Origin of the sequence: Microbacterium sp. SMR1 (assembly GCF_003289625.1) — a bacterium.
Lineage (GTDB): Bacteria > Actinomycetota > Actinomycetes > Actinomycetales > Microbacteriaceae > Microbacterium > Microbacterium plantarum.
This window is the reverse complement of sequence record NZ_QMBN01000003.1, coordinates 684,889-704,585: the sequence shown is the minus strand read 5'-3', so window position 1 is coordinate 704,585 and position 19,697 is coordinate 684,889. Positions and strand designations below refer to the sequence as shown.

The following is a 19,697-nucleotide window of genomic DNA, read 5'->3' as shown; positions in this document are numbered from 1 at the left end:
CACAGCGCCGATGGTACTGCAGGGGGGACCCTGTGGGAGAGTAGGACACCGCCGGACTTCTTTCGTGAAATGGCCACCCAATGTTGGGTGGCCATTTCTCGTTTCCGGGACGAAAGGAACGTCGTGACTGAAGAAGACCGCCCGCGATCGGAGCGCAAGCCCCGTTACTCTGCTGCGGATTCCGGCGCACGGCGTCCGCGTCGCGATGGCGATGCTCGTCCGCCGCGTTCCAACGACGAGCGCCCGCGCCGCGACGGCGATTCCCGCCCGCGTCGTGACGGCGATTCCCGCCCCCGTCGTGACGGTGACCGTCCGTCGTACCCGCGTCGCGATGGCGCGGGGGATGGTCGTCCCCGTCGTGATGGTGATTCGCGTCCCCGTCGTGATGGTGATTCGCGTCCGCGTCGTGATGGTGATTCGCGTCCGCGTCGTGATGGTGATTCGCGTCCGCGTCGTGATGGTGACTCGCGTCCGCGTCGTGATGGTGACTCGCGTCCGCGTCGCGATGGTGACTCGCGTCCGCGTCGCGATGGTGATTCCCGCCCGCGCCGCGACGGCGATCGTCCGTCGTACCCGCGCCGTGATGGTGACGCGCGCCCGCGGCGCGACGACCGCGACGGGGCACGTTCATCGCGTCCGCCGCAGGGGTCCGAGCGTCGCGACATCCCGCGCGGCCCCCAGATCCCCGAGACCGTCACGGCTCGCGATCTGCCGGGCGCTGCGCGCAACGAACTGAAGACTCTGAGCAAAGAGAACGCGGAGCAGGTGGCCCGCCACCTCGCCATGGTCGCCCAGCTGATTGACGACGACCCCGCGCTCGCGCACGACCACGCCCTCGCGGCTTCACGTCGCGCCGGACGCGTCGGGGTCGTGCGCGAGACCGTCGCCATCACCGCCTATGCGACAGGGGACTACGCCCTCGCCCTGCGGGAGCTCCGCACGTACCGACGGATCTCCGGCAGTGACGACCAGATCGCGATGATGGTCGACAGTGAGCGCGGTGTCGGTCGCCCCGACCGGGCGCTCGAGGTCGGTCGAGCGGTCGACCGGTCGACGCTTCCGATCGAGGTTCGCGTCGAGCTCGCGATCGCGATGTCGGGGGCACGGCTCGACCTCGGTGAGACCGAGCGCGCGCTGCAAGAGCTCGACATCCCCGAGCTCGACCCCGACCGTGCGTTCTCGTGGAGCCCCGCCCTGTTCGCCGCCCGGGCTGCCGTGCTCGAGGACCTCGGTCGCTCCGAGGAAGCCGCGCTCTGGCAGCGGCGCGCCCTCGTCGCCGAGGAAGCCCTCGGCGCGACTGATGCGGACCGTGAACTGATCGTGGTCGACGACATCGACGAGGACGCCGCGCTCGAAAGCGAGGCGCCGGCGGAAGGCAAGACGGAGGAGCGCGGCTGATGGGCCTGTTCTCCCGGGCATCGTCGACACCGCTCGACGGTGTGGATGCCGTCCTGGCCGACCTCGACGGTGTCGTCTATGCCGGTCCCGGCGCCCTGCCGCACGCGGTCGAGAGCCTCAACCGCGCGGGGGAGACCCGCCGGCTCGGGTACATCACCAACAACGCGTCCCGGCGCGACTCGGTGGTCGCCGACCATCTGCGGGAACTCGGCCTGACGGCGACGCGCCCCGAGGACGTCATCACGAGCCCGCAGGCAGCGATGCGCCTCCTTCGCGAACGTGTTCCCCCCGGGGCGACGATCCTCGTCGTGGGCGGCGATGGACTGGTCCACGAACTCGAGAAGGCGGGCTACGTCCCCACCCGATCGGCCGACGACGGTCCGGCCGCCGTCGTGCAGGGATTCGCACCCGAGGTCGGCTGGGCCCAGCTCGCCGAAGCCGCCTATGCGCTGGCGACTCCGGAGGACGAGGGCGGCATCCCCTGGATCGCCACGAACACCGACTGGACCATTCCGCAGGCGCGGGGGATTGCGCCGGGGAACGGCACACTGGTGTCCGCCGTGCACACGGCGGTCGGACGTCTCGCGACCGTCGCCGGCAAGCCCGAGCGGCCCATCTTCGATGAGGCCGTCGCTCGTTTCGGCGCCTCCCAGCCGCTCTTCATCGGTGACCGACTCGACACCGACATCGCCGGGGCCCAGGCCGCCGGCATCCGGTCGGTGCTGGTGCTGACGGGTATCGATCGGCCCAAGCACGTGCTGGCGGCGCCCGCCAACTCGCGCCCGACTTACATCGTGAGCGACCTGCGCGAGCTGCACGAGCCCTACCCCGAGGTGAGGACGAAGGGCGACGTGACGACCGTCGGCAACGCGTCGGTCCGCATCGACGGGGCCGACATCGTCATCGTCTCGGCAGGCGACCGGCCGATCGATCTGGTCCGGGCGGGCGCGGCCGCGATCTGGGCGACGGGTCGCGCGATCTACGGATTCCGGGTTCCCGAGGCTCTCTACGCGGATCCCTTCCACCGTCCCTGACCCCGCGTATCGTGGGAGCCATGTCGATGGATGGTGCCGACCCGGGCGAACACGAGCCCACCGCCGCGGACAGCGCGACGCCGAGCATCGCCGAGCAATGGCGCGACGACCTGCTGTCTTCGCTCGACGTCATCGAAGACCAGCCCCTGAGCGAGCGTGCCGCGTCGTACGCGGCGCTGCACGACGAGCTCGCGCGCCGCCTCGACTCCGGTCCGACCGGCGCCGCGTGAGCACCCGACTCGATGCGGCCGTCGCCGCCCGGGGTCTGGCGCGCTCACGCAGCCACGCCGCAACACTGATCGCTGAGGGACTCGTCTCCGTCGACGGGCGCACCGTCGTGAAGGCATCCCATCCGGTGGCCGACACCGCGACCCTCGTCGTCGCCGGCGCCGACCACTACGTCAGCCGGGGCGCCCACAAGCTGATCGCCGGACTCGATGCGTTCGATATCGCCGTCGCCTCCCGGAGCGCACTCGACATGGGCGCCTCGACCGGCGGCTTCACCCAGGTGCTCCGCGAGCGCGGCGCTCGGCCGGTCGTCGCCGTGGACGTCGGTCACGGTCAGCTCGCGCCGAGCATCGCCGCGGACGACGACGTGATCGCGGTCGAGGGCTTCAACGTCCGCGACCTCTCGCCCGAGACGCTCGCCGGGCTCGTCGGCACCCCGTTCGAGCCGCAGGTCATCACCGGCGACCTCTCCTTCATCTCCCTCGAGCACGTCCTGCCCGCCGTCGTCTCGGTCTGCTCACCGGGAACGGATGTCGTCCTGCTCGTGAAGCCGCAGTTCGAGGTCGGGCGGACCGCCGTCAAGGGCGGGCTGGTCACCGATCCGGCGCTGCGGGCGGATGCCGTGATGGGTGTGCTGTGGTCGGCGTGGGACGCCGGACTCGCCACCCACGGGGTGATCGCCTCGCCGCTGGTCGGCACCCACGGCAATCAGGAGTACGTCGTCCACCTGTGCATCCGCGCTGGTGAGGCGGGCAATCCGACACAATGGATACACACGGTGGACGAACTGGCGGGAGCCCGATGACCGACGCGATGCGCAACATCCTCGTCGTCGCCCATGCGCGCCGTCCCGACACCGTCGCCGCGGCGCAACGCGTCCTGAACGCGCTGTCCGAGGCGGGGGCTCGGCCAGTGCTGGCGGCCGACGACCGCGCCGAGCTGGTTGCGGAGCTGGGCGAGCTGCCCGGCGTCCTCACGCTCGACCTCGACGTGAGTGTCGCCGAGCTCGAACTGGCGATCGTCCTGGGCGGCGACGGCACGATCCTGCGCGCCGTCGACCTCGTCCGGGGCGGCACCGCTCCCGTCCTGGGGATCAACATGGGCCACGTCGGGTTCCTCGCCGAGATCGAGGCCGACGACATGGATGATGCCGTCCGGCGGGTCATCGACCGCGACTACGACGTGGAGGAGCGCATGGCGCTCTCGGTGCGCGTCAAGGACGGCTCCGGCGACGTCGTCTACGAGACGTGGGCGCTGAACGAGGCGACCGTCGAGAAGGCCAGCCGCGAACGGATGCTCGAGGTCGTCCTCGAGGTCGACCGGCGTCCGCTCTCGGCCTTCGGCTGCGACGGAGTGGTGATCGCGACTCCGACCGGGTCGACGGCGTACAACTTCTCCGCCGGCGGTCCCGTGATCTGGCCGGACGTCGAGGCGGTCGCGGTGGTGCCGCTCTCCGCGCACGCGCTGTTCGCCCGTCCGCTCGTGATCAGCCCGGAGGCATCCGTCGCGATCGAGGTCGGCGCGGGTACGAACGGCACCGGCATCCTCTGGGCCGACGGACGCCGCTCGCAGGAGCTGCCTCCCGGAGCCCGCGTCGTCGTGCGCCGTTCGAAGACCCCGGTTCGCCTGGCCCGGCTGCATCCGGCCGCCTTCACCGACCGGCTCGTCCGGAAGTTCCGGTTGCCGGTGGTCGGGTGGCGTGGTCCCAGTCTCGAGCAGCGGGAGGGCGCCTCGTGATCGAAGAGATGCGCCTGCGCGGCCTCGGTGTCATCGCCGAGGCGACGCTGCCGATGGGTCCCGGGTTCACCGCGATCACGGGCGAGACGGGCGCGGGCAAGACGATGGTCGTCACCGGACTCGGGCTGCTGCTCGGCCAGCGGGCCGACTCGGGCGCCGTGCGTGCGGGCGCGCCGCAGGCATCGGTCGACGGCGTCTGGATCGTCGACGAGGGCGGACCCGTCGCCGAACGCGTCCGCGAAGCCGGGGGAGACGTCGAGCCGATCGGCGGAGGCCGCTCCGAGCTGTATCTGGGACGCGTGCTGTCGAGCGAAGGTCGTAGTCGCGCCAGCGTGGGCGGGCGTCCCGCGCCGGCGGCCGTACTCGCCGAGCTCGCCGAACAGCTCATCGTCGTCCATGGGCAGTCCGACCAGCTGCGGCTGAAGTCGGCCACCGCCCAGCGCGACGCACTTGACCGCTTCGGCGGCCCCGAGATCACCACGGCGCGCGACCGCTACCGCGCGGCGTTCGACGCCTGGCGTGCCGTCGACGCAGAACTGACGCAGCTCGACGCCGATCGCGACGCGCGCCGCCGCGAGGCCGACGACCTGCGCGGGCGCATCGCCGACATCGAGGCCGTCGCCCCGCAGCCGGGGGAGGACGCGGCGCTCGCCGAGCGGGCCGAGAAGCTCGCCAACGTCGAAGAGCTGCGTGCCGCCGCTGCGACGGCGCACGACGCGCTCTCGAACGACGACGAGCTGCCCGACGCGGTGTCTCTGCTCGCCGAGGCCCGGCGCGCGATCGAGCGCTCGGCGGCGAGCGACACGGCCCTCGCCGCTTTCGTCGAGCCGCTGGCCGACCTCGGCTACCGCGCCGCCGACCTCGTGACGGGTCTGAGTGCGTACCTCGCCGATCTCGATGAGAGCGGGCCGCAGGAGCTCGCGGCCGTCGAGGAGCGGCGCGCCGCGCTCGGCGGTCTGCTGCGCGTGCACGGCACCCTCGACGAAGCACTCGCGCTGCTCGAGAGCGGATCCGCACGGCTCATGGAGCTCGACGACGACGGCGACCGCATCGAGCGCCTGCGCGCTCAGCGCGACGAGCTCGCCGAGGCGCTGGATGCCGCCGCCGCCGAGCTGACCGCGGCCCGTACTGCCGCCGCGGAGCGACTCGGTGCCGCGGTCACGGCGGAGCTCCGCGAACTCGCCCTGCCCGACGCGCGCCTGGTCGTCACGGTCGAGCCCGGCACGCCGTCGGTCTCGGGGCGCGACGACGTCACGATCCTGCTCGCGCCTCACCCCGGCGCCGAGCCCCGGCCGGTCGCCAAGGGCGCCTCGGGCGGTGAGCTCAGCCGGGTCATGCTCGCGATCGAGGTCGTGATCGCGGGAACCGACCCCGTGCCGACGTTCGTGTTCGACGAAGTGGATGCCGGAATCGGCGGCGCCGCGGCGATCGAGGTCGGGCGCCGGCTCGCCCGGCTCGCCGAGACGAGCCAGGTGATCGTCGTGACCCACCTCGCCCAGGTCGCCGCTTTCGCGACGAACCACCTGACCGTCGTGAAGTCGAACGACGGCTCGGTGACCGCGTCGAGTGTCCGGCGGCTGGAGGGCGGCGACCGCGAGGCCGAGATGGCGCGTCTGCTGTCGGGCCTGCCGGATTCGGGGGCCGCGATCGAGCACGCCCGAGAACTGCTGAACCTCTCGCGTTCCTGACTGATAGAATAGAAGCCCGTGACGGACACTCATCGCGCGGCCTCTTCCCAGAACACCACCAAGCAGATCTTCGTGACCGGTGGTGTGGTCTCTTCTCTCGGTAAGGGACTGACCGCCGCGAGTCTCGGCAACCTTCTCACCGCACGCGGTCTTCGCGTCGTGATGCAGAAGCTCGACCCGTATCTGAACGTCGACCCGGGCACGATGAACCCGTTCCAGCACGGTGAGGTCTTCGTGACCGATGACGGCGCCGAGACCGATCTCGACATCGGACACTACGAGCGGTTCCTCGACATCGAGCTGAGCCAGGCGGCGAACGTCACGACCGGTCAGATCTATTCGCAGGTCATCGCCAAGGAGCGCCGCGGCGAGTACCTCGGCGACACCGTCCAGGTCATCCCGCACATCACCGACGAGATCAAGCGCCGGATGCGGCTGCAGGCGACCGAGGAGCCCCGCCCCGACGTCATCATCACCGAGGTCGGCGGCACCGTCGGTGACATCGAGTCGCAGCCGTTCCTCGAAGCGGCCCGTCAGCTGCGCCACGAGCTCGGCCGCGACAACGTGTTCTTCGTGCACGTCTCGCTCGTGCCGTTCATGGGTGCCTCGGGCGAGCAGAAGACGAAGCCGACGCAGCACTCCGTCGCGGCCCTCCGCCAGGTCGGCATCCAGCCCGACGCCCTCGTGCTGCGCAGCGACCGTCCGGTCAGCGAGAGCAACCGCAACAAGATCGCGCTCATGTGCGATGTCGACGTCGAGGGCGTCGTGAACACCGTCGACCTGCCGAGCATCTACGACATCCCCTCGACCCTGAACGATCAGGGTCTCGACGCGTACATCACTCGCCGGCTCGGGCTGGCCGAGAAGGCCGACGACGTCGACTGGACGCGGTGGAGCAAGGTGCTCGACGCCGTCCACAACCCCAAGCACGAGGTCACGATCGGTCTCGTCGGCAAGTACATCGATCTTCCCGACGCGTACCTCTCGGTCACCGAGGCGCTGAAGGCCGGCGGTTTCGCGCAGGAGACCAAGGTCAACGTCACCTGGATCCCCTCCGATCTGTGCGAGACCCCCGAGGGCGCCGAGAAGGCGCTCGCGAGCGTCGACGGCATCGTCGTGCCCGGCGGCTTCGGCATCCGCGGCATCGAGGGCAAGCTCGGCGCGCTGAAGTTCGCGCGCGAGCAGGGCATCCCGACCCTCGGCATCTGCCTGGGACTGCAGTGCATGGTGATCGAGTACGCCCGCAACATGGCGGGCCTCGCCGGTGCGTCGTCGAGCGAGTTCGACCCGGAGACCGAGTTCCCCGTCATCGCGACGATGGCCGAGCAGGTCGACATCATCGCCGGCGGCGACCTCGGCGGCACGATGCGCCTGGGCCTGTACGAGGCCGACCTCGCCGAGGGCTCGCTCGCGGCCGAGGTGTACGGGGCGACGAAGGCCTCCGAGCGCCACCGCCACCGCTACGAGGTGAACAACCGGTACCGCGACCAGATCGCCGAGGCCGGCCTGGTCTTCTCGGGCCTGTCACCCGACCGCAACCTCGTCGAGTACGTCGAGCTGCCGCGCGACGTGCACCCGTACTACATCGCGACGCAGGCCCACCCTGAGCTCCGGTCGCGTCCGACCGAGGCGAACCCGCTGTTCCGTGGGCTGGTCGCCGCCGCCCTCGACCGGCACCGCGCGAGCGAGCTGTTCGAGGTCGAGGATGCCTGAGCTGCGCGACGAGCCCGTCGAGCCCGAGGTCATCTCGAGCGAGCTGGTGTACTCGGGGCACGTCTGGGACGTGCGGAGCGAGACGGTGCGTTTCGGTGACGGCGAGATCACCCGCCAGTTCGTGGACCACCCCGGTGCGGCCGCGGTCGTCGCGATCGACGACGAAGAGCGCGTCGTGCTGATCCAGCAGTACCGGCATCCGATCCGTCATCGCGACTGGGAGATCCCCGCGGGGCTGCTCGACGTCGCCGGCGAGCCCCCGATCGAGACCGCGCGGCGGGAACTCGCCGAGGAGGTCGACCTGGTGGCGGCGTCGCTCGAGCCGCTCGTCAGCATCTTCACGACGCCCGGGGGCAACGACGAGGTCATCCACGTCTTCCTCGCGCGCGGCCTCAGCCCGGCGCCGAGCGCGTACGAGCGCGAGGACGAGGAAGCCGACATGCGCGTCGAGCGCGTACCGCTCACGGAGGTCGTCGACGGCGTGCTCGCGGGACGGTTCCGCAACGGCATCCTGGCGACGGGCGTGCTGGCGGCGGCCGAACGGCTGCGCCGGGGCTGACGGACGTGCGGCTCGACCGCGCCGTCGCGGCGTACCTGCGCCACATCTCGGTCGAGCGCGGGCTGTCGGCGCACACGGTCGCGGCCTACCGGCGCGATCTCGACGCGTACACCGCGTGGCTCGCCGAGCAGGGGATCGGTGACACGTCCGAGATCACGGCTGAGGTCGTGACCCGGTTCGCCGAGGAGGCGGCATCCGCCGACCCGCCGCCGGCGGCCACGTCGCTGGCGCGGCTGCAGTCGTCGCTGCGCGGGTGGCACCGCTTCCTCGCCCGTGAAGGCATCGTCGATGCCGATCCCACGCAGCGGCTGCGCCCGCCCAAGACGCCGCGGCGCCTGCCGAAAGCTCTGACGATCGACCAGGTCGAGAGTCTGCTCGACGCGGCGGGTCCTGCTCCGGGCGATGTCGCCGCGACCGACATCGCCGCGCTGCGGGATCGAGCGCTGCTCGAGCTGCTCTATGCGACGGGCGCGCGCGTGTCCGAGATCGTGCAGCTGGATGTCGACGACCTCGCCCTCGGCGACGTGCTGCGCGTTCGCGGCAAGGGCGCGAAGGAGCGGATCGTCCCGGTCGGCTCGTACGCGCGCGCCGCCGTCGAGGCTTATCTGGCGCGCGCCCGGCCGGAGCTCTCCCGGCGCGGACGCGCGACGCCCCGACTCTTCCTCGGCGTCCGCGGTGCTCCGCTGTCGCGGCAGAGCGCGTGGCTGATCATTCAGCAGGCGGCCGAGCGCGCGGAACTGACGGCGCATGTGTCGCCGCACACCCTGCGGCATTCGTTCGCGACGCACCTGCTGCAGGGCGGGGCCGACGTCCGCGTCGTGCAGGAGCTGCTCGGGCACGCGTCGGTCGCCACCACTCAGATCTACACGCACGTCACGGTCGACGCGTTGCGGGAGATCTACGCCACGTCGCATCCTCGCGCGCGCTGAGACGGGGTACAAGCGGACGGCGCCGCAGCCCCGGCACGGCAGGATAGGGGCATGAGCAGCGGCGCACCCCGGGACGACGCCGGCGCCACCCCGTTCGGCACCGAGGCGCTCACGACGCCGCTCCCCGAGCCTGGCGACGAGGGGCTCCGTGGCGAAGCGGGCCGGCGCGCCTCACGGCTGGTCGCCGTGCGGGCGGTGTTCGTCTCGGCGGTGCTGGTGCTCGGGGTGGGCGTGCTCGCGTTGCTCTTCGTCCTCTTCATCCAATCGATGGCAGGCGGCTCGGGCCTGTCGTGGTCGAACATCGTGATCGCGGCGGTGATGGTGCTGCCACTCGCGGTGAGTCGCTTCGGCGGGATGCGTCGCGCCCGGCAGGAGGCCGACGCCGCGTTGTACCGTCTGGAAGGGTTCGCGACCGTGAACCGGCTCGGTCTGCGCCACCGCGAGGACGATCCGCAGGAGAGTGCGACCGTCTTCGGCCTCGGCAAGCGCCGGATGGCGACCGCTGTCGTGACGGGGAGCGAGCCGCGCCCGTTCCGGTCGGCGGACTACGCTTTCGACACCTGGATCGGCCGCTATCGGATGCCGCACTCGCTGACGTATCTCCGCGTAGGCCTCGCCGCCGAGCTGCCGCGGGCGAGCCTGGTCGCGGTGCACGCGCCGGGCGCGCCCTCCTGGCGTCCGCCCCTCGGGCAGGAGCGGATCGAGATCGGTGGCGGGTTCGACGAGCACTTCGGCGTCTGGTGCGCGCCCGCCGACGGCGACCGTGTTCGCCGGATGCTCACGCCGTCCGTGCGCTCCGGCCTGGCGGCGGTCGCGCCCGACGTCGACGTCGAGACCGTCGGCCGACACGTGTACTTCCTCTCGCGTGGCGCGCTGGCGCGCTGGACCGCCCCGTTCTGGCGCTGGACCGAGGACCTGCTCGCGATCGCCGCGCGTATCGAGGATGCCGCGGCCGCTCGCCCGGAGCCGTCGCCGGGCGGCGCGCTGCGCAGCACCGACGCGGAACGGGCCGGGACACGAGCGCACCTGTTCACCCGGCCCGCGGTCGGTCGCCCCGTCGCCATCGGCTGCCTGCTGCCCCTCGTCTTCGGGGTCGTCGCCGGTCTCCTCACCGCCACCTGGCGCTGAAGCTCGGGCGGGCGCTCGCGGCATCCGGTCGAACCCGGTTTTTCCCGGCACGGGGCGGCCGCGGGCGCGGTACCGGCGCCGCAGGATGACAGCATGCCCACCGCAGCATCCGCCGCCGTTTCGGAGAACAGGCGCGGCATCCGTCCCGGCCCCGCGCTCGCCGTCGTCTGGATCGTGGCGGGCGTCGCGGGCTGGATCGTGTCGTTCCTGCTCTACCACGAGTACATCGGCCAGCTCACCGGTGCCGACGCCCTCATCTCGTGCGACATCAGCCCGATCGTCACGTGCGGCCCCAACCTGCTGAGCCCCGGCGGAAACCTGCTCGGGTTCAGCAACTCGATCATCGGGATCGTGCTCTTTCCGGGCGCGATCTACGCGGGAGTCTCCGGGCTCGCGGCGCTGGCCGGGCTGCGTCCCTGGTATTGGCGGGTGTACGCCGGGTTCGTCGCGGCGGCGTTCGTGCTGGTCCATGTCTTCGCCTACCGCAGCGTCTTCGAGTACGGCTCGCTCTGCCCGTGGTGCATGGTCGTGTGGCTCGTGACGATCCCGCTGTTCTGGTCGACTCTCGGGTGGACGCTGCGCGAGGGGGTCTGGGGCCGTGCGCCGCAACGCGTCGGCGCGCTGCTGCTGGCGTGGACGCCCCTCGTCGTGGTTGTCGACTACCTCATGATCGCCGTCGCCGCCCAGCTGCGGCTCGACGTGCTCGGGAGCCTGTGACCCGGAGGCGTTGCGGAGATACGTTCGTCGGATCGGCGGTGCCGGTGTCGCCTCGGGCGCCGATTCAGGCCACTTCTGCCCCGCGCGTCCGACGAACGTATCGGCTCACGCCGGGTGCCTGTGCGAGAATCGATCGCACGCTACGGAAAGCAGGAGTCTCGGTGACGGACAAGTCGCGGAAGGCCGGGAAGGCCCCCACGGAGGACACCCCGATCGGACCCACCGGTCGGCCATACCGAGGTTTCCCGACCCCGCCGAAGCTCGACGGTCACGGCCCGGCCCGCATCATCGCCCTTTGCAACCAGAAGGGCGGCGTCGGCAAGACCACGACGACCATCAACCTCGCCGCTGCGCTCGCCGAGTACGGCCGCAAGGTGCTCGCCGTCGACTTCGACCCGCAGGGTGCACTGTCGGCGGGCCTCGGAATCGCGACGCACGACGTGCCGACGATCTACGACCTGCTGCTCGACACCAAGCGCGACCCGCACGAGGTCATCGTCGAGACGTCTGTGCCCGGGCTCGACGTCATCCCCGCGAACATCGACCTCTCGGCGGCCGAGGTGCACCTCGTCAACGAGGTTGCCCGCGAGACGATCCTGGCGCGCGTGCTGCGCGGGGTCTCGTCCGAGTACGACGTCATCCTCGTCGACTGCCAGCCCTCGCTCGGGCTGCTCACGGTCAACGCGCTGACGGCGAGCCACGGCGTGCTCATTCCGCTCGAGTGCGAGTTCTTTGCGCTGCGCGGCGTCGCGCTGCTGATCGAGACGATCGATAAGGTGCGCGACCGGCTCAACCCGTCCATCGAGCTCGACGGCGTCCTCGCCACGATGTACGACCCGCGCACCCTCCACTCGCGCGAGGTGCTCGAACGCGTCGTGGAGGCCTTCGGCGACGACGTGCTCGAGACGGTCATCGGGCGCACCGTGAAGTTCCCCGATGCGTCGGTCGCGGGGGTCCCGATCATCACCTTCGCGCCGGAGCATCAGGCCGCGCAGGCCTACCTGCGTCTCGCGCGGGAGCTCGTCGCCCGTGGCGCCGTCGCCTGACGGGATCGTCGATGCGGCCGGGCCGGCCGAGCCCGACGCGGGCGATCCGAACGGTCCGGGCTTCCGGGTCTCGCTGACGAACTTCGACGGCCCCTTCGACCTGCTGCTGAACCTCATCGGCAAGCACGAGCTCGACATCACCGAGGTGTCGCTCAGCAAGGTCACCGATGAGTTCATCGGCTACCTGCGCGGGCTCGAGCCCGAAGAGCTCGACGCCGCCTCGGAATTCCTCGTCGTCGCCGCGACGCTGCTGGACATGAAGGTCGCCGGGCTCCTGCCGCAGGGCGAGCTCATCGACGCCGAGTCGGTGGCGCTGCTCGAAGCGCGCGACCTGCTGTTCGCCCGTCTGCTGCAGTACCGCGCGTTCAAGCAGGTCGCCGGCTGGTTCGCCGAGCGGGCCGTCGCCGAGGACCGTCGTCACACCCGGTCGGTTCGCCTCGACGAGAAGTACCGCGCGGCCGCGCCGGAGCTCGTGTGGACGCTGACCCCCGACGACTTCGCGGCACTGGCGATGCTCGCGTTCGCTCCGAAGGAGATGCCCGTCGTGGGGCTCGACCACCTGCACGCTCCGCTCGTGTCGATCCGCGAGCAGGCGGCCATCGTCGTGACGCTGCTGCGCGGCGCGGGTACCCTGAACTTCCGTGAACTCGTCGCCGGGGTCGCGCAGCCCGGCGTCGTCGTGGCCCGCTTCCTCGCCGTGCTCGAGCTCTACCGTCACGCGGCGCTGTCGTTCGAGCAGCTCGAGCCGCTCGGCGAGCTGACGCTGCGCTGGACCGCGGAGCGCTGGTCCGAGGAGAACCTCGCCACCCTGGGAGCCGACTATGACCGATGACCCGACACCGACCGTCGCCAACCCGATCGCGGACGTCGCGCGGCGGCTCGAGGCGGTTCTGCTGATCGTCGACGAGCCGCAGAGCCTCGTCTCCCTCGCCGCCGCCGTCGGGGCGCCCGTCGCAGCCGTACGGCAGGCGGTCGCCGGGCTCGTCGCCGATTACGACGGCGAGACGGGCGGGCCGCGTCGCGGCTTCGAGTTGCGCGAAGTGGGCGGCGGGTGGCGGATGTACGTGCGAGCGGAGCACGACGCCCTCGTGAGCGAGTTCGTCAACACGCAGGCGCCGTCGCGGCTCTCGCAGGCAGCCCTCGAGACCCTCGCGGTCATCGCGTACAAGCAGCCGGTGTCGCGCAGTCAGGTGGCGTCGATCCGCGCCGTCAACGTCGATTCGGTCGTGCGCACCCTGCTCTCGCGCGGGTTGGTGACGGAGGTCGGTCACGACCCCGAGACCGGTGCCATCCTGTACGGCACGACCGACGCGCTGCTGGTCAACCTCGGCATCAACTCGCTCGACGAGCTGCCGCCCATTTCGCCGTTGCTCGACGACGGCGCCGACGGTTTCGAGGGAGAGGCGACGCGATGACGGATGCCGAAGGGGTACGCCTGCAGAAGGTCCTGGCCAATGCCGGGGTGGCGTCGCGCCGCGTGTGCGAGCAGCTGATCGTCGAGGGACGCGTGCGGGTCAACGGTGTCGTCGTGACCGAGCTCGGCAGCCGCATCGACCCGGCTGTCGACAGGGTCGACGTCGACGGCACCGCCGTGCAGCTCGACACGACGAAGCGCTACGTCATGCTCAACAAGCCGACGGGTGTCGTCAGCTCGATGAAGGACGAGAAGGGCCGTGCCGACCTGCGCCGGTTCACGAAGGACTGGGACGAGCGCCTGTACAACGTCGGCCGCCTGGATGCCGAGACCAGCGGTCTGCTCGTGCTCACGAACGACGGCGAGCTCGCCCACGTCCTGGCTCACCCCTCGTTCGGGGTGACGAAGGTGTACATCGCGAAGGTGCGCGGGCGCGTGACCCCGCAGACGATCGCACGGCTGACGAAAGGCGTCGAGCTCGACGACGGCCCGATCGCGGCCGACAAGGCGCGGCTGCTCGACACGTCGGGTGAGACGAGCCTCGTCGAGCTGACGCTCCACTCGGGCCGCAATCGCATCGTGCGGCGCATGATGGCCGAGGTCGGGCATCCGGTTCTCGAGCTCGTGCGGCGACAGTTCGGGCCGCTCCACCTGGGAACCCTCCCGGCGGGACGCGCCCGGGAGTTGACTACAGTGGAACGCGGTGCGCTGCTGACGCTCTCGCGCAGCGCCCACGGTGCCCCCGAGCACCCGACTTCTCCGGAGAACCCGTGACCGATTCCTCGCTCGATCCCGTGCGCCCCGGCCGTGCCGCGCGCACGGCCGGCACCGTGCGCATCGTCGGCGCGGGCCTGCTCGGCTCGAGCATCGGTCACGCCCTGCGTCTGCTCGGAGTCGACGTCGTCCTCGACGACGCCTCGCCCGCTCAGCTGCGGCTCGCCGTCGACTACGGCGCGGGCCGGCTCGCGGCCCCGGACGACCGCCCCGTCCTCATCGTGGTCGCGGTGCCGCCCGACGTCACGGCGGATGTGATCGAGCGCGAGCTGCGCGCCCACCCCGGCGTCGTCGTGACGGATGTCGCGAGCGTCAAGCTCGAGCCTTACCTCGAGCTGCGCAAGCGCGGGGTCGACCTCACCCACTACATCGGCTCGCACCCGCTCGCCGGCCGCGAGCGGGGCGGCGCGATCTCGGCGCGTGCCGACATCTTCATCGGTCGCCCGTGGGTCGTGTGCCGTGACGATGAGACGCGCGCCTCCGATCTCGCGGTCGTCGAAGGGCTCGCGCTCGACCTCGGCGCGATGCCGCTCGAGATGACACCGCAGGAGCACGACGAAGCGGTCGCCCTCACCTCGCACGTCCCGCAGCTGGTGGCGAGCCTCCTCGCCGGACGCTTCGTCGCCGCTCCCGAGGGATCCCTGCGCCTGACCGGTCAGGGCGTGCGCGACACGACGCGCATCGCGGCATCCGCTCCCGAACTCTGGGTGCAGATCCTCGGCGCGAACGCGGCCCCCGTCGTCGCCGTGCTCGATGATCTGGCGGGCGACCTGCGTGCAGTGGCCGACGCGCTGCGCGACCCGGCGGCCCCCGGTGCCCGCCGCGCGCTCGCCGACACCATCCGTCGCGGCAACGAGGGCGTCGAGCGGCTGCCCGGCAAGCACGGTCAGAATCGCCGCTTCGAGCAGATCGTCGTGCGCGTCGACGACACCGCGGGTCAGCTCGGGCGCCTGTTCGGCGACCTCGGCGAGCTCGGGGTGAACATCGAGGACCTCCGCCTCGAGCACTCCCCGGGCGCGCAGTTCGGGCTGGCCGAGCTGAGCGTCGTCCCCAGCGCCGTCCACGAAGCCGTCGCCGGGCTCGAGAAGCGCGGCTGGAAGATCGCGAGTGTTCCCCATGCCTGAGTCGTCTCCCGTCACCGTCGCGATCGACGGGCCCGCCGGCAGCGGCAAGTCGAGCGTGTCGAAGCAGGCCGCCCGCGTGCTCGGCTACGGCTTCCTCGACACCGGCGCCGCCTACCGTGCGCTCGCGTGGCGCGTGCTCGAGGGCGGTGACGACACCGCCGACACGGACGCCGTGGTGCGCGCCCTCGACGGTTTCGACTACGCGATCTCGCTCGACCCCGATGACCACTGGGTTCGCGTCGGCGACGTCTTCGTCACCGACGACATCCGCGAGCCTCGCGTCTCGGCGGCCGTCAGCGGCGTCGCCCGCGTGCCCGAGGTGCGCGAGCGCGTGAACGTCCTGTTCCGGGCGCTCGTGGCGGCATCCGGATCGGCCGGTGTCATCGTCGAGGGGCGGGACATCACCACCGTGGTCTTCCCCGATGCGCCCGTGCGCATCCTGCTGACCGCCAGCCCCGAGGTGCGCGCCGCGCGCCGCAGCGCCGAGCTCACGGGGGAGGATGCCGCGGCTGTCGCCGAGGCGCTCCACCGGCGTGACGCGTCGGACTCGAAGGTCGTCGACTTCCTCACCGCGGCGCCCGGCGTCGTGGTGGTCGACTCGACCGAATTGGACTTCGATCGGACCGTGGACGCCGTCATCGACGTCGTTCGCACCGCGACAGGAGAGAACTGATGGCTACGACCGAAGACGAGTACCAGGGCGGTCCCGACCAGCTCGAGGAGAAGCTCGCGAACCTCGACGAGGAGCTCGCCGACCAGCGGGCCGCCGCGCTGCGGGCGACCCTCGCCGACTACGAGCTCGATGATGAGGATGCTGACCTGCTCGCGGGCCTGACCGCGGGTGGCGAGGTCGTCGAGGTGCTCCCGGCGCTGCCGGTGGTCGCCATCGTCGGGCGTCCGAACGTCGGGAAGTCGGCGCTGGTCAACCGCATCCTGGGTCGGCGCGAAGCCGTCGTCGAGGACACCCCGGGTGTCACGCGTGACCGCGTCAGCTACAAGGCCGAGTGGATGGACCGCCGTTTCACCCTCGTCGACACCGGCGGGTGGGAGCCCGACGCCCGAGGCATCGACCGTTCGGTGGCCGCGCAGGCCGAGGTCGCGATCGACCTCGCGGATGTCGTGCTGTTCGTCGTCGACGCGATGGTCGGGGCCACCGCCACCGACGAGGCCGTCGTCCGTCTGCTGCGCAAGAGCGACAAGCCGGTCTTCCTCATCGCGAACAAGATCGATGACGCGCGCCAGGAGCCCGAGGCTGCGGCGCTGTGGAACCTCGGCCTGGGCGAGCCGCACCCCGTTTCGGCCATCCACGGGCGTGGAGTCGCGGATCTTCTCGACGAGATCATGAAGGTGCTCCCCGAGGTCTCGGCCGTCGCGAAGAACGAGCTGGGCGGACCCCGTCGCGTCGCGATCCTGGGGCGCCCGAACGTCGGCAAGTCGTCGCTGCTCAACAAGGCCGCGGGCGAGGAGCGCGTCGTCGTGAACGACCTCGCGGGCACGACCCGCGACCCCGTCGACGAGGTCGTCGAACTCGGCGGCAAGCTGTGGCGACTCGTCGACACGGCCGGCATCCGTCGACGGGTGCACCTGCAGCAGGGTGCGGACTTCTACGCGTCGCTGCGCACGTCAGCGGCCCTCGAGAAGGCCGAGGTCGCCGTCGTCGTGCTCGACGTGACCGAGTCGATCAGCGTGCAGGACCTCAACATCATCGACCTCGTGCTCGAGTCCGGTCGAGCGCTCGTGCTCGCGTTCAACAAGTGGGACCGCCTCAACGACGCCGACATGGACAACGCCGACCGTCGCCGCTACCTCGAGCGCGAGATCGAGCAGGACCTCGCGCACGTCACGTGGGCGCCGCGCGTCAACCTCTCGGCCCGTACCGGTCGTCACCTCGACAAGCTGGTTCCCGCTCTCGAGACCGCGCTGCAGTCGTGGGACCAGCGCATCCCGACGGGCAAGTTCAACGCGTTCCTCGCCGAACTCGTCGCGGAGCACCCGCACCCGCTGCGCGGCGGCAAGCAGCCCCGCATCCTGTTCGGGACCCAGGCGTCGACGCGCCCGCCGACATTCGTGCTGTTCACGACCGGGTTCCTCGACCCGGGCTACCGCCGGTTCATCCAGCGACGGCTGCGCGAGATCTTCGGCTTCGAGGGCACGCCGATCGTGACGAACATGCGGGTGCGCGAGAAGCGCCAGCGCTGACGCCCGGCGCAGCACCCCGCGGCCGCTCGTGCTCAGAAAGGTGGAGCCCCCGGGCCGGGTGGATCCGTGGTCGTGAAGGCGACGAGCGGTGGTGATGCGTCTTCGCGGTAGATCCGTCCGGTCGGTGATGTCCAGATCAGCCTTCCGCCCGCGAGCTGTTAGACTCGCCATCGGGTGTGGTGTTTGACGTCGTGGTGTCTCTTGCAGAGGTTGGCGAGGTTGCACACGTGCGTCGCGCCACCGTCGGATGCGGCGATGGTGTGGTCGAGTTCGCAGCGGATGGCGGGTTGTCGGCATCCGGGGAATCGGCAGTGCCGGTCTCGGGCTCGGAGCAGCCTGACCATGGCGGCGGTGGGCCGGTAGGTGTCGCACTCGAGGACGGTTCCGGTGACCGGGTGGGTGAGCAACCGGTCCCAGGAGGTCGCGTTACCTGCGAGTTCGCGTGCGGTGTTCGCATCGATGGGGGAGCGCCCCGCCAGATCCGCGGGCCCGTCGTCCTGACCCATCAGCGTGAGTGCCGACACGGCCACCTGCACGTGTGCCCGGATCGCGCCGAGGGTTCCGTTGCCGTCACCGGTGCCGGTGGGGTCGAGAGCAGGCGTCCCCGCGAGGAGGAGGTCGGAGAACACGTCCGCGCGGACCTGGTCGATGGTGCGGGCATCGTCGATGAACGACGACCCGTCGCGAATCGTCGTGTCGGCATCGGGTAAAGCGCCGTTCGCGTCGGCTCGAGTGTCAGGCGTGCCAGGCGCTTCAGCCTGCGCCCGGGCGTTGATGATCTCGCGCGCCTGCCGGGTGAGCCGGTCCACGATCCCGTCCGCGATCACAGTCGGCAGGGTCGCGATCAGATCGGACATCCCGTCGGACCCGGCCTGCACCCGCACGCACCGCCCCGCCGCGGCTTCCTCGTGCCGCTCCGTGAACGTCCGCGGGTGAATCCGCTCCGCGATCATCCGCAACGCGTCCCGCACCCGGTTAGGCGTCTCGCCCTCGCACCGTTCAACCGCGGCGCGTTCGAACTCCGCACGATCCGCCACGGGCACGAGGCATCCGATCTCCTGGATCACCCGCACGTGCCCACGCACGATGCGCCCGGCCTCCCACGCGGCCATCGTCAGCGGGAAGTTGTCGACCAGATCGCGCGCCTCGTCGATCCGACGCTGCAGTGTCCGGTCGGTCGCGACGAACACACCGGCCAGCTCCGCGGCGATCCCGCGCAGCGCCATCTCCCGCGCCTTGACCTTCTCCGATGCCCCAGCAGCCTGCTTCTCCGCGAGCACCCCGGCCGCGGCAAGCACCCGAACCTCACGCACCTGACCAGCCCGAACGACGTCCGCCGCCCCCTCCGCATCCGCGACCAGCTGAGCGAGGGCAGCGACATCACCGTCGCTACCCATCCCGCCGCCGAGTCCATCATTCGAATGCATGTTCGAATCATGTCACGGACCTCCGACATCGCGCCTCGACTATCCACAGGCAGCGCCGTGCTGATCGCTGCCGGAGCGCGTCCACCGGTTTCTGCTGCCTCAGCGCTTGGCGGGTGATGCGCGACGCACCATCGCGGTCTCGTCGGGGGTCTCGAAGCCGAACTCGGCGTAGAGGCTGTGCGCGTCGCGCGTGAACAGCGTCCAGCGGAAGTCGTGCCCCGGGCCCTCGTCGATCATGCGCCGGAGGATGCGGTGCGCGACGCCCGCGCCCTGGTGCTCGGCGACGACGAATACGTCGGCGAGATAGGCGAAGCTCGCACCATCGGATGCCGCGCGGGCGAAGCCGATCTGTTCTCCGGTGTCGGCGCGGTAGGCCCCGACGACCCGCCAGGCCGCGTCGAGCTGCGCCTCGAGCACGGAGCGCTCACGCCAGCGGCCCCAGTAGGCCTCGGACGAGAGCCAGCGCCATACGACGTCGCGCTGGATGCGGGCGGGTGAGTCATCGATCTCGTACTCCACGATCCCATTGTGCGCCGCAGCACCGGGGAGATCCCGCTGGTAACACGATGCCAATCACGGGCC

General features: G+C 71.0%; 20 protein-coding genes and 1 pseudogene. 19 read left to right on the top strand and 2 right to left on the bottom strand.

Translation table 11 applies throughout. The features are described from left to right. Positions 1 to 205 precede the first annotated feature (205 nt). The 19 genes from DO944_RS15775 to der all read left to right on the top strand — a co-directional run bounded on the left by DO944_RS15775 (position 206) and on the right by der (position 17,688). The gene (locus tag DO944_RS15775) at positions 206 to 736 is read left to right on the top strand and encodes a hypothetical protein (RefSeq protein WP_220118343.1); all 531 of its coding nucleotides are present in this window, start codon (positions 206 to 208) and stop codon (positions 734 to 736) included. A gap of 29 nt (positions 737 to 765) precedes the next feature. Continuing rightward, positions 766 to 1,398 (top strand): hypothetical protein, encoded by a 633-nt coding sequence (locus DO944_RS15770; RefSeq protein ID WP_258524719.1) that lies wholly within the window; start codon positions 766 to 768, stop codon positions 1,396 to 1,398. Then, positions 1,398 to 2,432, top strand: coding sequence for an HAD-IIA family hydrolase (locus tag DO944_RS12975; RefSeq protein ID WP_112617531.1), 1,035 nt, complete (start codon positions 1,398 to 1,400; stop codon positions 2,430 to 2,432). The genes DO944_RS15770 and DO944_RS12975 overlap by 1 nt, the downstream gene beginning before the upstream one ends. A gap of 20 nt (positions 2,433 to 2,452) precedes the next feature. Further along, positions 2,453 to 2,662: a hypothetical protein gene (locus DO944_RS12970; protein ID WP_112617530.1), complete on the top strand. Its 210-nt coding sequence runs from the start codon at positions 2,453 to 2,455 to the stop codon at positions 2,660 to 2,662. Next, complete coding sequence (locus DO944_RS12965) at positions 2,659 to 3,465, top strand: TlyA family RNA methyltransferase (protein ID WP_112617529.1); 807 nt, start codon at positions 2,659 to 2,661, stop codon at positions 3,463 to 3,465. The genes DO944_RS12970 and DO944_RS12965 overlap by 4 nt, the downstream gene beginning before the upstream one ends. Beyond that, the gene (locus DO944_RS12960) at positions 3,462 to 4,397 is read left to right on the top strand and encodes an NAD kinase (RefSeq protein ID WP_112617528.1); all 936 of its coding nucleotides are present in this window, start codon (positions 3,462 to 3,464) and stop codon (positions 4,395 to 4,397) included. The genes DO944_RS12965 and DO944_RS12960 overlap by 4 nt, the downstream gene beginning before the upstream one ends. Next, positions 4,394 to 6,085, top strand: coding sequence for a DNA repair protein RecN (recN, locus tag DO944_RS12955; protein WP_112617527.1), 1,692 nt, complete (start codon positions 4,394 to 4,396; stop codon positions 6,083 to 6,085). Before DO944_RS12960 ends, recN begins: the two co-directional genes overlap by 4 nt. Before the next feature lie 18 nt (positions 6,086 to 6,103). After that, complete coding sequence (locus DO944_RS12950) at positions 6,104 to 7,798, top strand: CTP synthase (RefSeq protein ID WP_094262415.1); 1,695 nt, start codon at positions 6,104 to 6,106, stop codon at positions 7,796 to 7,798. Continuing rightward, positions 7,791 to 8,357: an NUDIX hydrolase gene (locus DO944_RS12945; RefSeq protein WP_112617526.1), complete on the top strand. Its 567-nt coding sequence runs from the start codon at positions 7,791 to 7,793 to the stop codon at positions 8,355 to 8,357. The genes DO944_RS12950 and DO944_RS12945 overlap by 8 nt, the downstream gene beginning before the upstream one ends. Positions 8,358 to 8,362: 5 nt before the next feature. Further along, a complete protein-coding gene (gene xerD / locus DO944_RS12940) occupies positions 8,363 to 9,286 on the top strand; it encodes a site-specific tyrosine recombinase XerD (RefSeq protein WP_112617525.1) in 924 nt (307 codons plus the stop codon). 51 nt (positions 9,287 to 9,337) lie between these two features. Beyond that, positions 9,338 to 10,414 (top strand): hypothetical protein, encoded by a 1,077-nt coding sequence (locus DO944_RS12935; RefSeq protein WP_112617524.1) that lies wholly within the window; start codon positions 9,338 to 9,340, stop codon positions 10,412 to 10,414. A 93-nt stretch (positions 10,415 to 10,507) separates the two neighbouring features. Then, positions 10,508 to 11,131, top strand: coding sequence for a vitamin K epoxide reductase family protein (locus DO944_RS12930; protein WP_112617523.1), 624 nt, complete (start codon positions 10,508 to 10,510; stop codon positions 11,129 to 11,131). A gap of 161 nt (positions 11,132 to 11,292) precedes the next feature. Further along, entirely contained in the window at positions 11,293 to 12,177 is an 885-nt protein-coding gene (locus tag DO944_RS12925) for a ParA family protein (RefSeq protein ID WP_094262410.1), read from the top strand. Then, positions 12,161 to 13,009, top strand: a complete 849-nt coding sequence (locus DO944_RS12920; protein WP_112617522.1) for a ScpA family protein — start codon at positions 12,161 to 12,163, stop codon at positions 13,007 to 13,009. The genes DO944_RS12925 and DO944_RS12920 overlap by 17 nt, the downstream gene beginning before the upstream one ends. After that, on the top strand, positions 12,999 to 13,592 hold the full coding sequence (gene scpB / locus DO944_RS12915) for an SMC-Scp complex subunit ScpB (RefSeq protein ID WP_112617521.1): 594 nt from the start codon (positions 12,999 to 13,001) through the stop codon (positions 13,590 to 13,592). Before DO944_RS12920 ends, scpB begins: the two co-directional genes overlap by 11 nt. Further along, complete coding sequence (locus DO944_RS12910; protein WP_112617520.1) at positions 13,589 to 14,365, top strand: pseudouridine synthase; 777 nt, start codon at positions 13,589 to 13,591, stop codon at positions 14,363 to 14,365. Before scpB ends, DO944_RS12910 begins: the two co-directional genes overlap by 4 nt. Continuing rightward, the gene (locus DO944_RS12905; protein WP_112617519.1) at positions 14,362 to 15,489 is read left to right on the top strand and encodes a prephenate dehydrogenase; all 1,128 of its coding nucleotides are present in this window, start codon (positions 14,362 to 14,364) and stop codon (positions 15,487 to 15,489) included. The genes DO944_RS12910 and DO944_RS12905 overlap by 4 nt, the downstream gene beginning before the upstream one ends. After that, positions 15,482 to 16,162 carry a (d)CMP kinase gene (cmk, locus tag DO944_RS12900; RefSeq protein WP_112617518.1) on the top strand — a complete coding sequence of 227 codons (681 nt, stop codon included), beginning with the start codon at positions 15,482 to 15,484 and terminating at the stop codon, positions 16,160 to 16,162. Before DO944_RS12905 ends, cmk begins: the two co-directional genes overlap by 8 nt. After that, the gene (gene der, locus DO944_RS12895; protein WP_112617517.1) at positions 16,162 to 17,688 is read left to right on the top strand and encodes a ribosome biogenesis GTPase Der; all 1,527 of its coding nucleotides are present in this window, start codon (positions 16,162 to 16,164) and stop codon (positions 17,686 to 17,688) included. Before cmk ends, der begins: the two co-directional genes overlap by 1 nt. Before the next feature lie 32 nt (positions 17,689 to 17,720). Here der and DO944_RS12890 read toward each other — a convergent pair. Beyond that, positions 17,721 to 19,085, bottom strand: a pseudogene (locus DO944_RS12890) (DUF222 domain-containing protein). 129 nt (positions 19,086 to 19,214) lie between these two features. Further along, complete coding sequence (locus tag DO944_RS12885) at positions 19,215 to 19,634, bottom strand: GNAT family N-acetyltransferase (protein ID WP_112617516.1); 420 nt, start codon at positions 19,632 to 19,634, stop codon at positions 19,215 to 19,217. Positions 19,635 to 19,697 lie beyond the last annotated feature (63 nt).

What these genes read in the sequence shown, in the direction of transcription:
- DO944_RS15775 (WP_220118343.1), top strand. Translation starts at nt 206, where the DNA reads ATGGCGATGCTCGTCCGCCGCGTTCCAACGACGAGCGCCCGCGCCGCG.
- DO944_RS12975 (WP_112617531.1), top strand. Translation starts at nt 1,398, where the DNA reads ATGGGCCTGTTCTCCCGGGCATCGTCGACACCGCTCGACGGTGTGGAT.
- DO944_RS12970 (WP_112617530.1), top strand. Translation starts at nt 2,453, where the DNA reads ATGTCGATGGATGGTGCCGACCCGGGCGAACACGAGCCCACCGCCGCG.
- DO944_RS12960 (WP_112617528.1), top strand. Translation starts at nt 3,462, where the DNA reads ATGACCGACGCGATGCGCAACATCCTCGTCGTCGCCCATGCGCGCCGT.
- DO944_RS12945 (WP_112617526.1), top strand. Translation starts at nt 7,791, where the DNA reads ATGCCTGAGCTGCGCGACGAGCCCGTCGAGCCCGAGGTCATCTCGAGC.
- DO944_RS12935 (WP_112617524.1), top strand. Translation starts at nt 9,338, where the DNA reads ATGAGCAGCGGCGCACCCCGGGACGACGCCGGCGCCACCCCGTTCGGC.
- DO944_RS12930 (WP_112617523.1), top strand. Translation starts at nt 10,508, where the DNA reads ATGCCCACCGCAGCATCCGCCGCCGTTTCGGAGAACAGGCGCGGCATC.
- scpB (WP_112617521.1), top strand. Translation starts at nt 12,999, where the DNA reads ATGACCGATGACCCGACACCGACCGTCGCCAACCCGATCGCGGACGTC.
- DO944_RS12910 (WP_112617520.1), top strand. Translation starts at nt 13,589, where the DNA reads ATGACGGATGCCGAAGGGGTACGCCTGCAGAAGGTCCTGGCCAATGCC.
- cmk (WP_112617518.1), top strand. Translation starts at nt 15,482, where the DNA reads ATGCCTGAGTCGTCTCCCGTCACCGTCGCGATCGACGGGCCCGCCGGC.
- der (WP_112617517.1), top strand. Translation starts at nt 16,162, where the DNA reads ATGGCTACGACCGAAGACGAGTACCAGGGCGGTCCCGACCAGCTCGAG.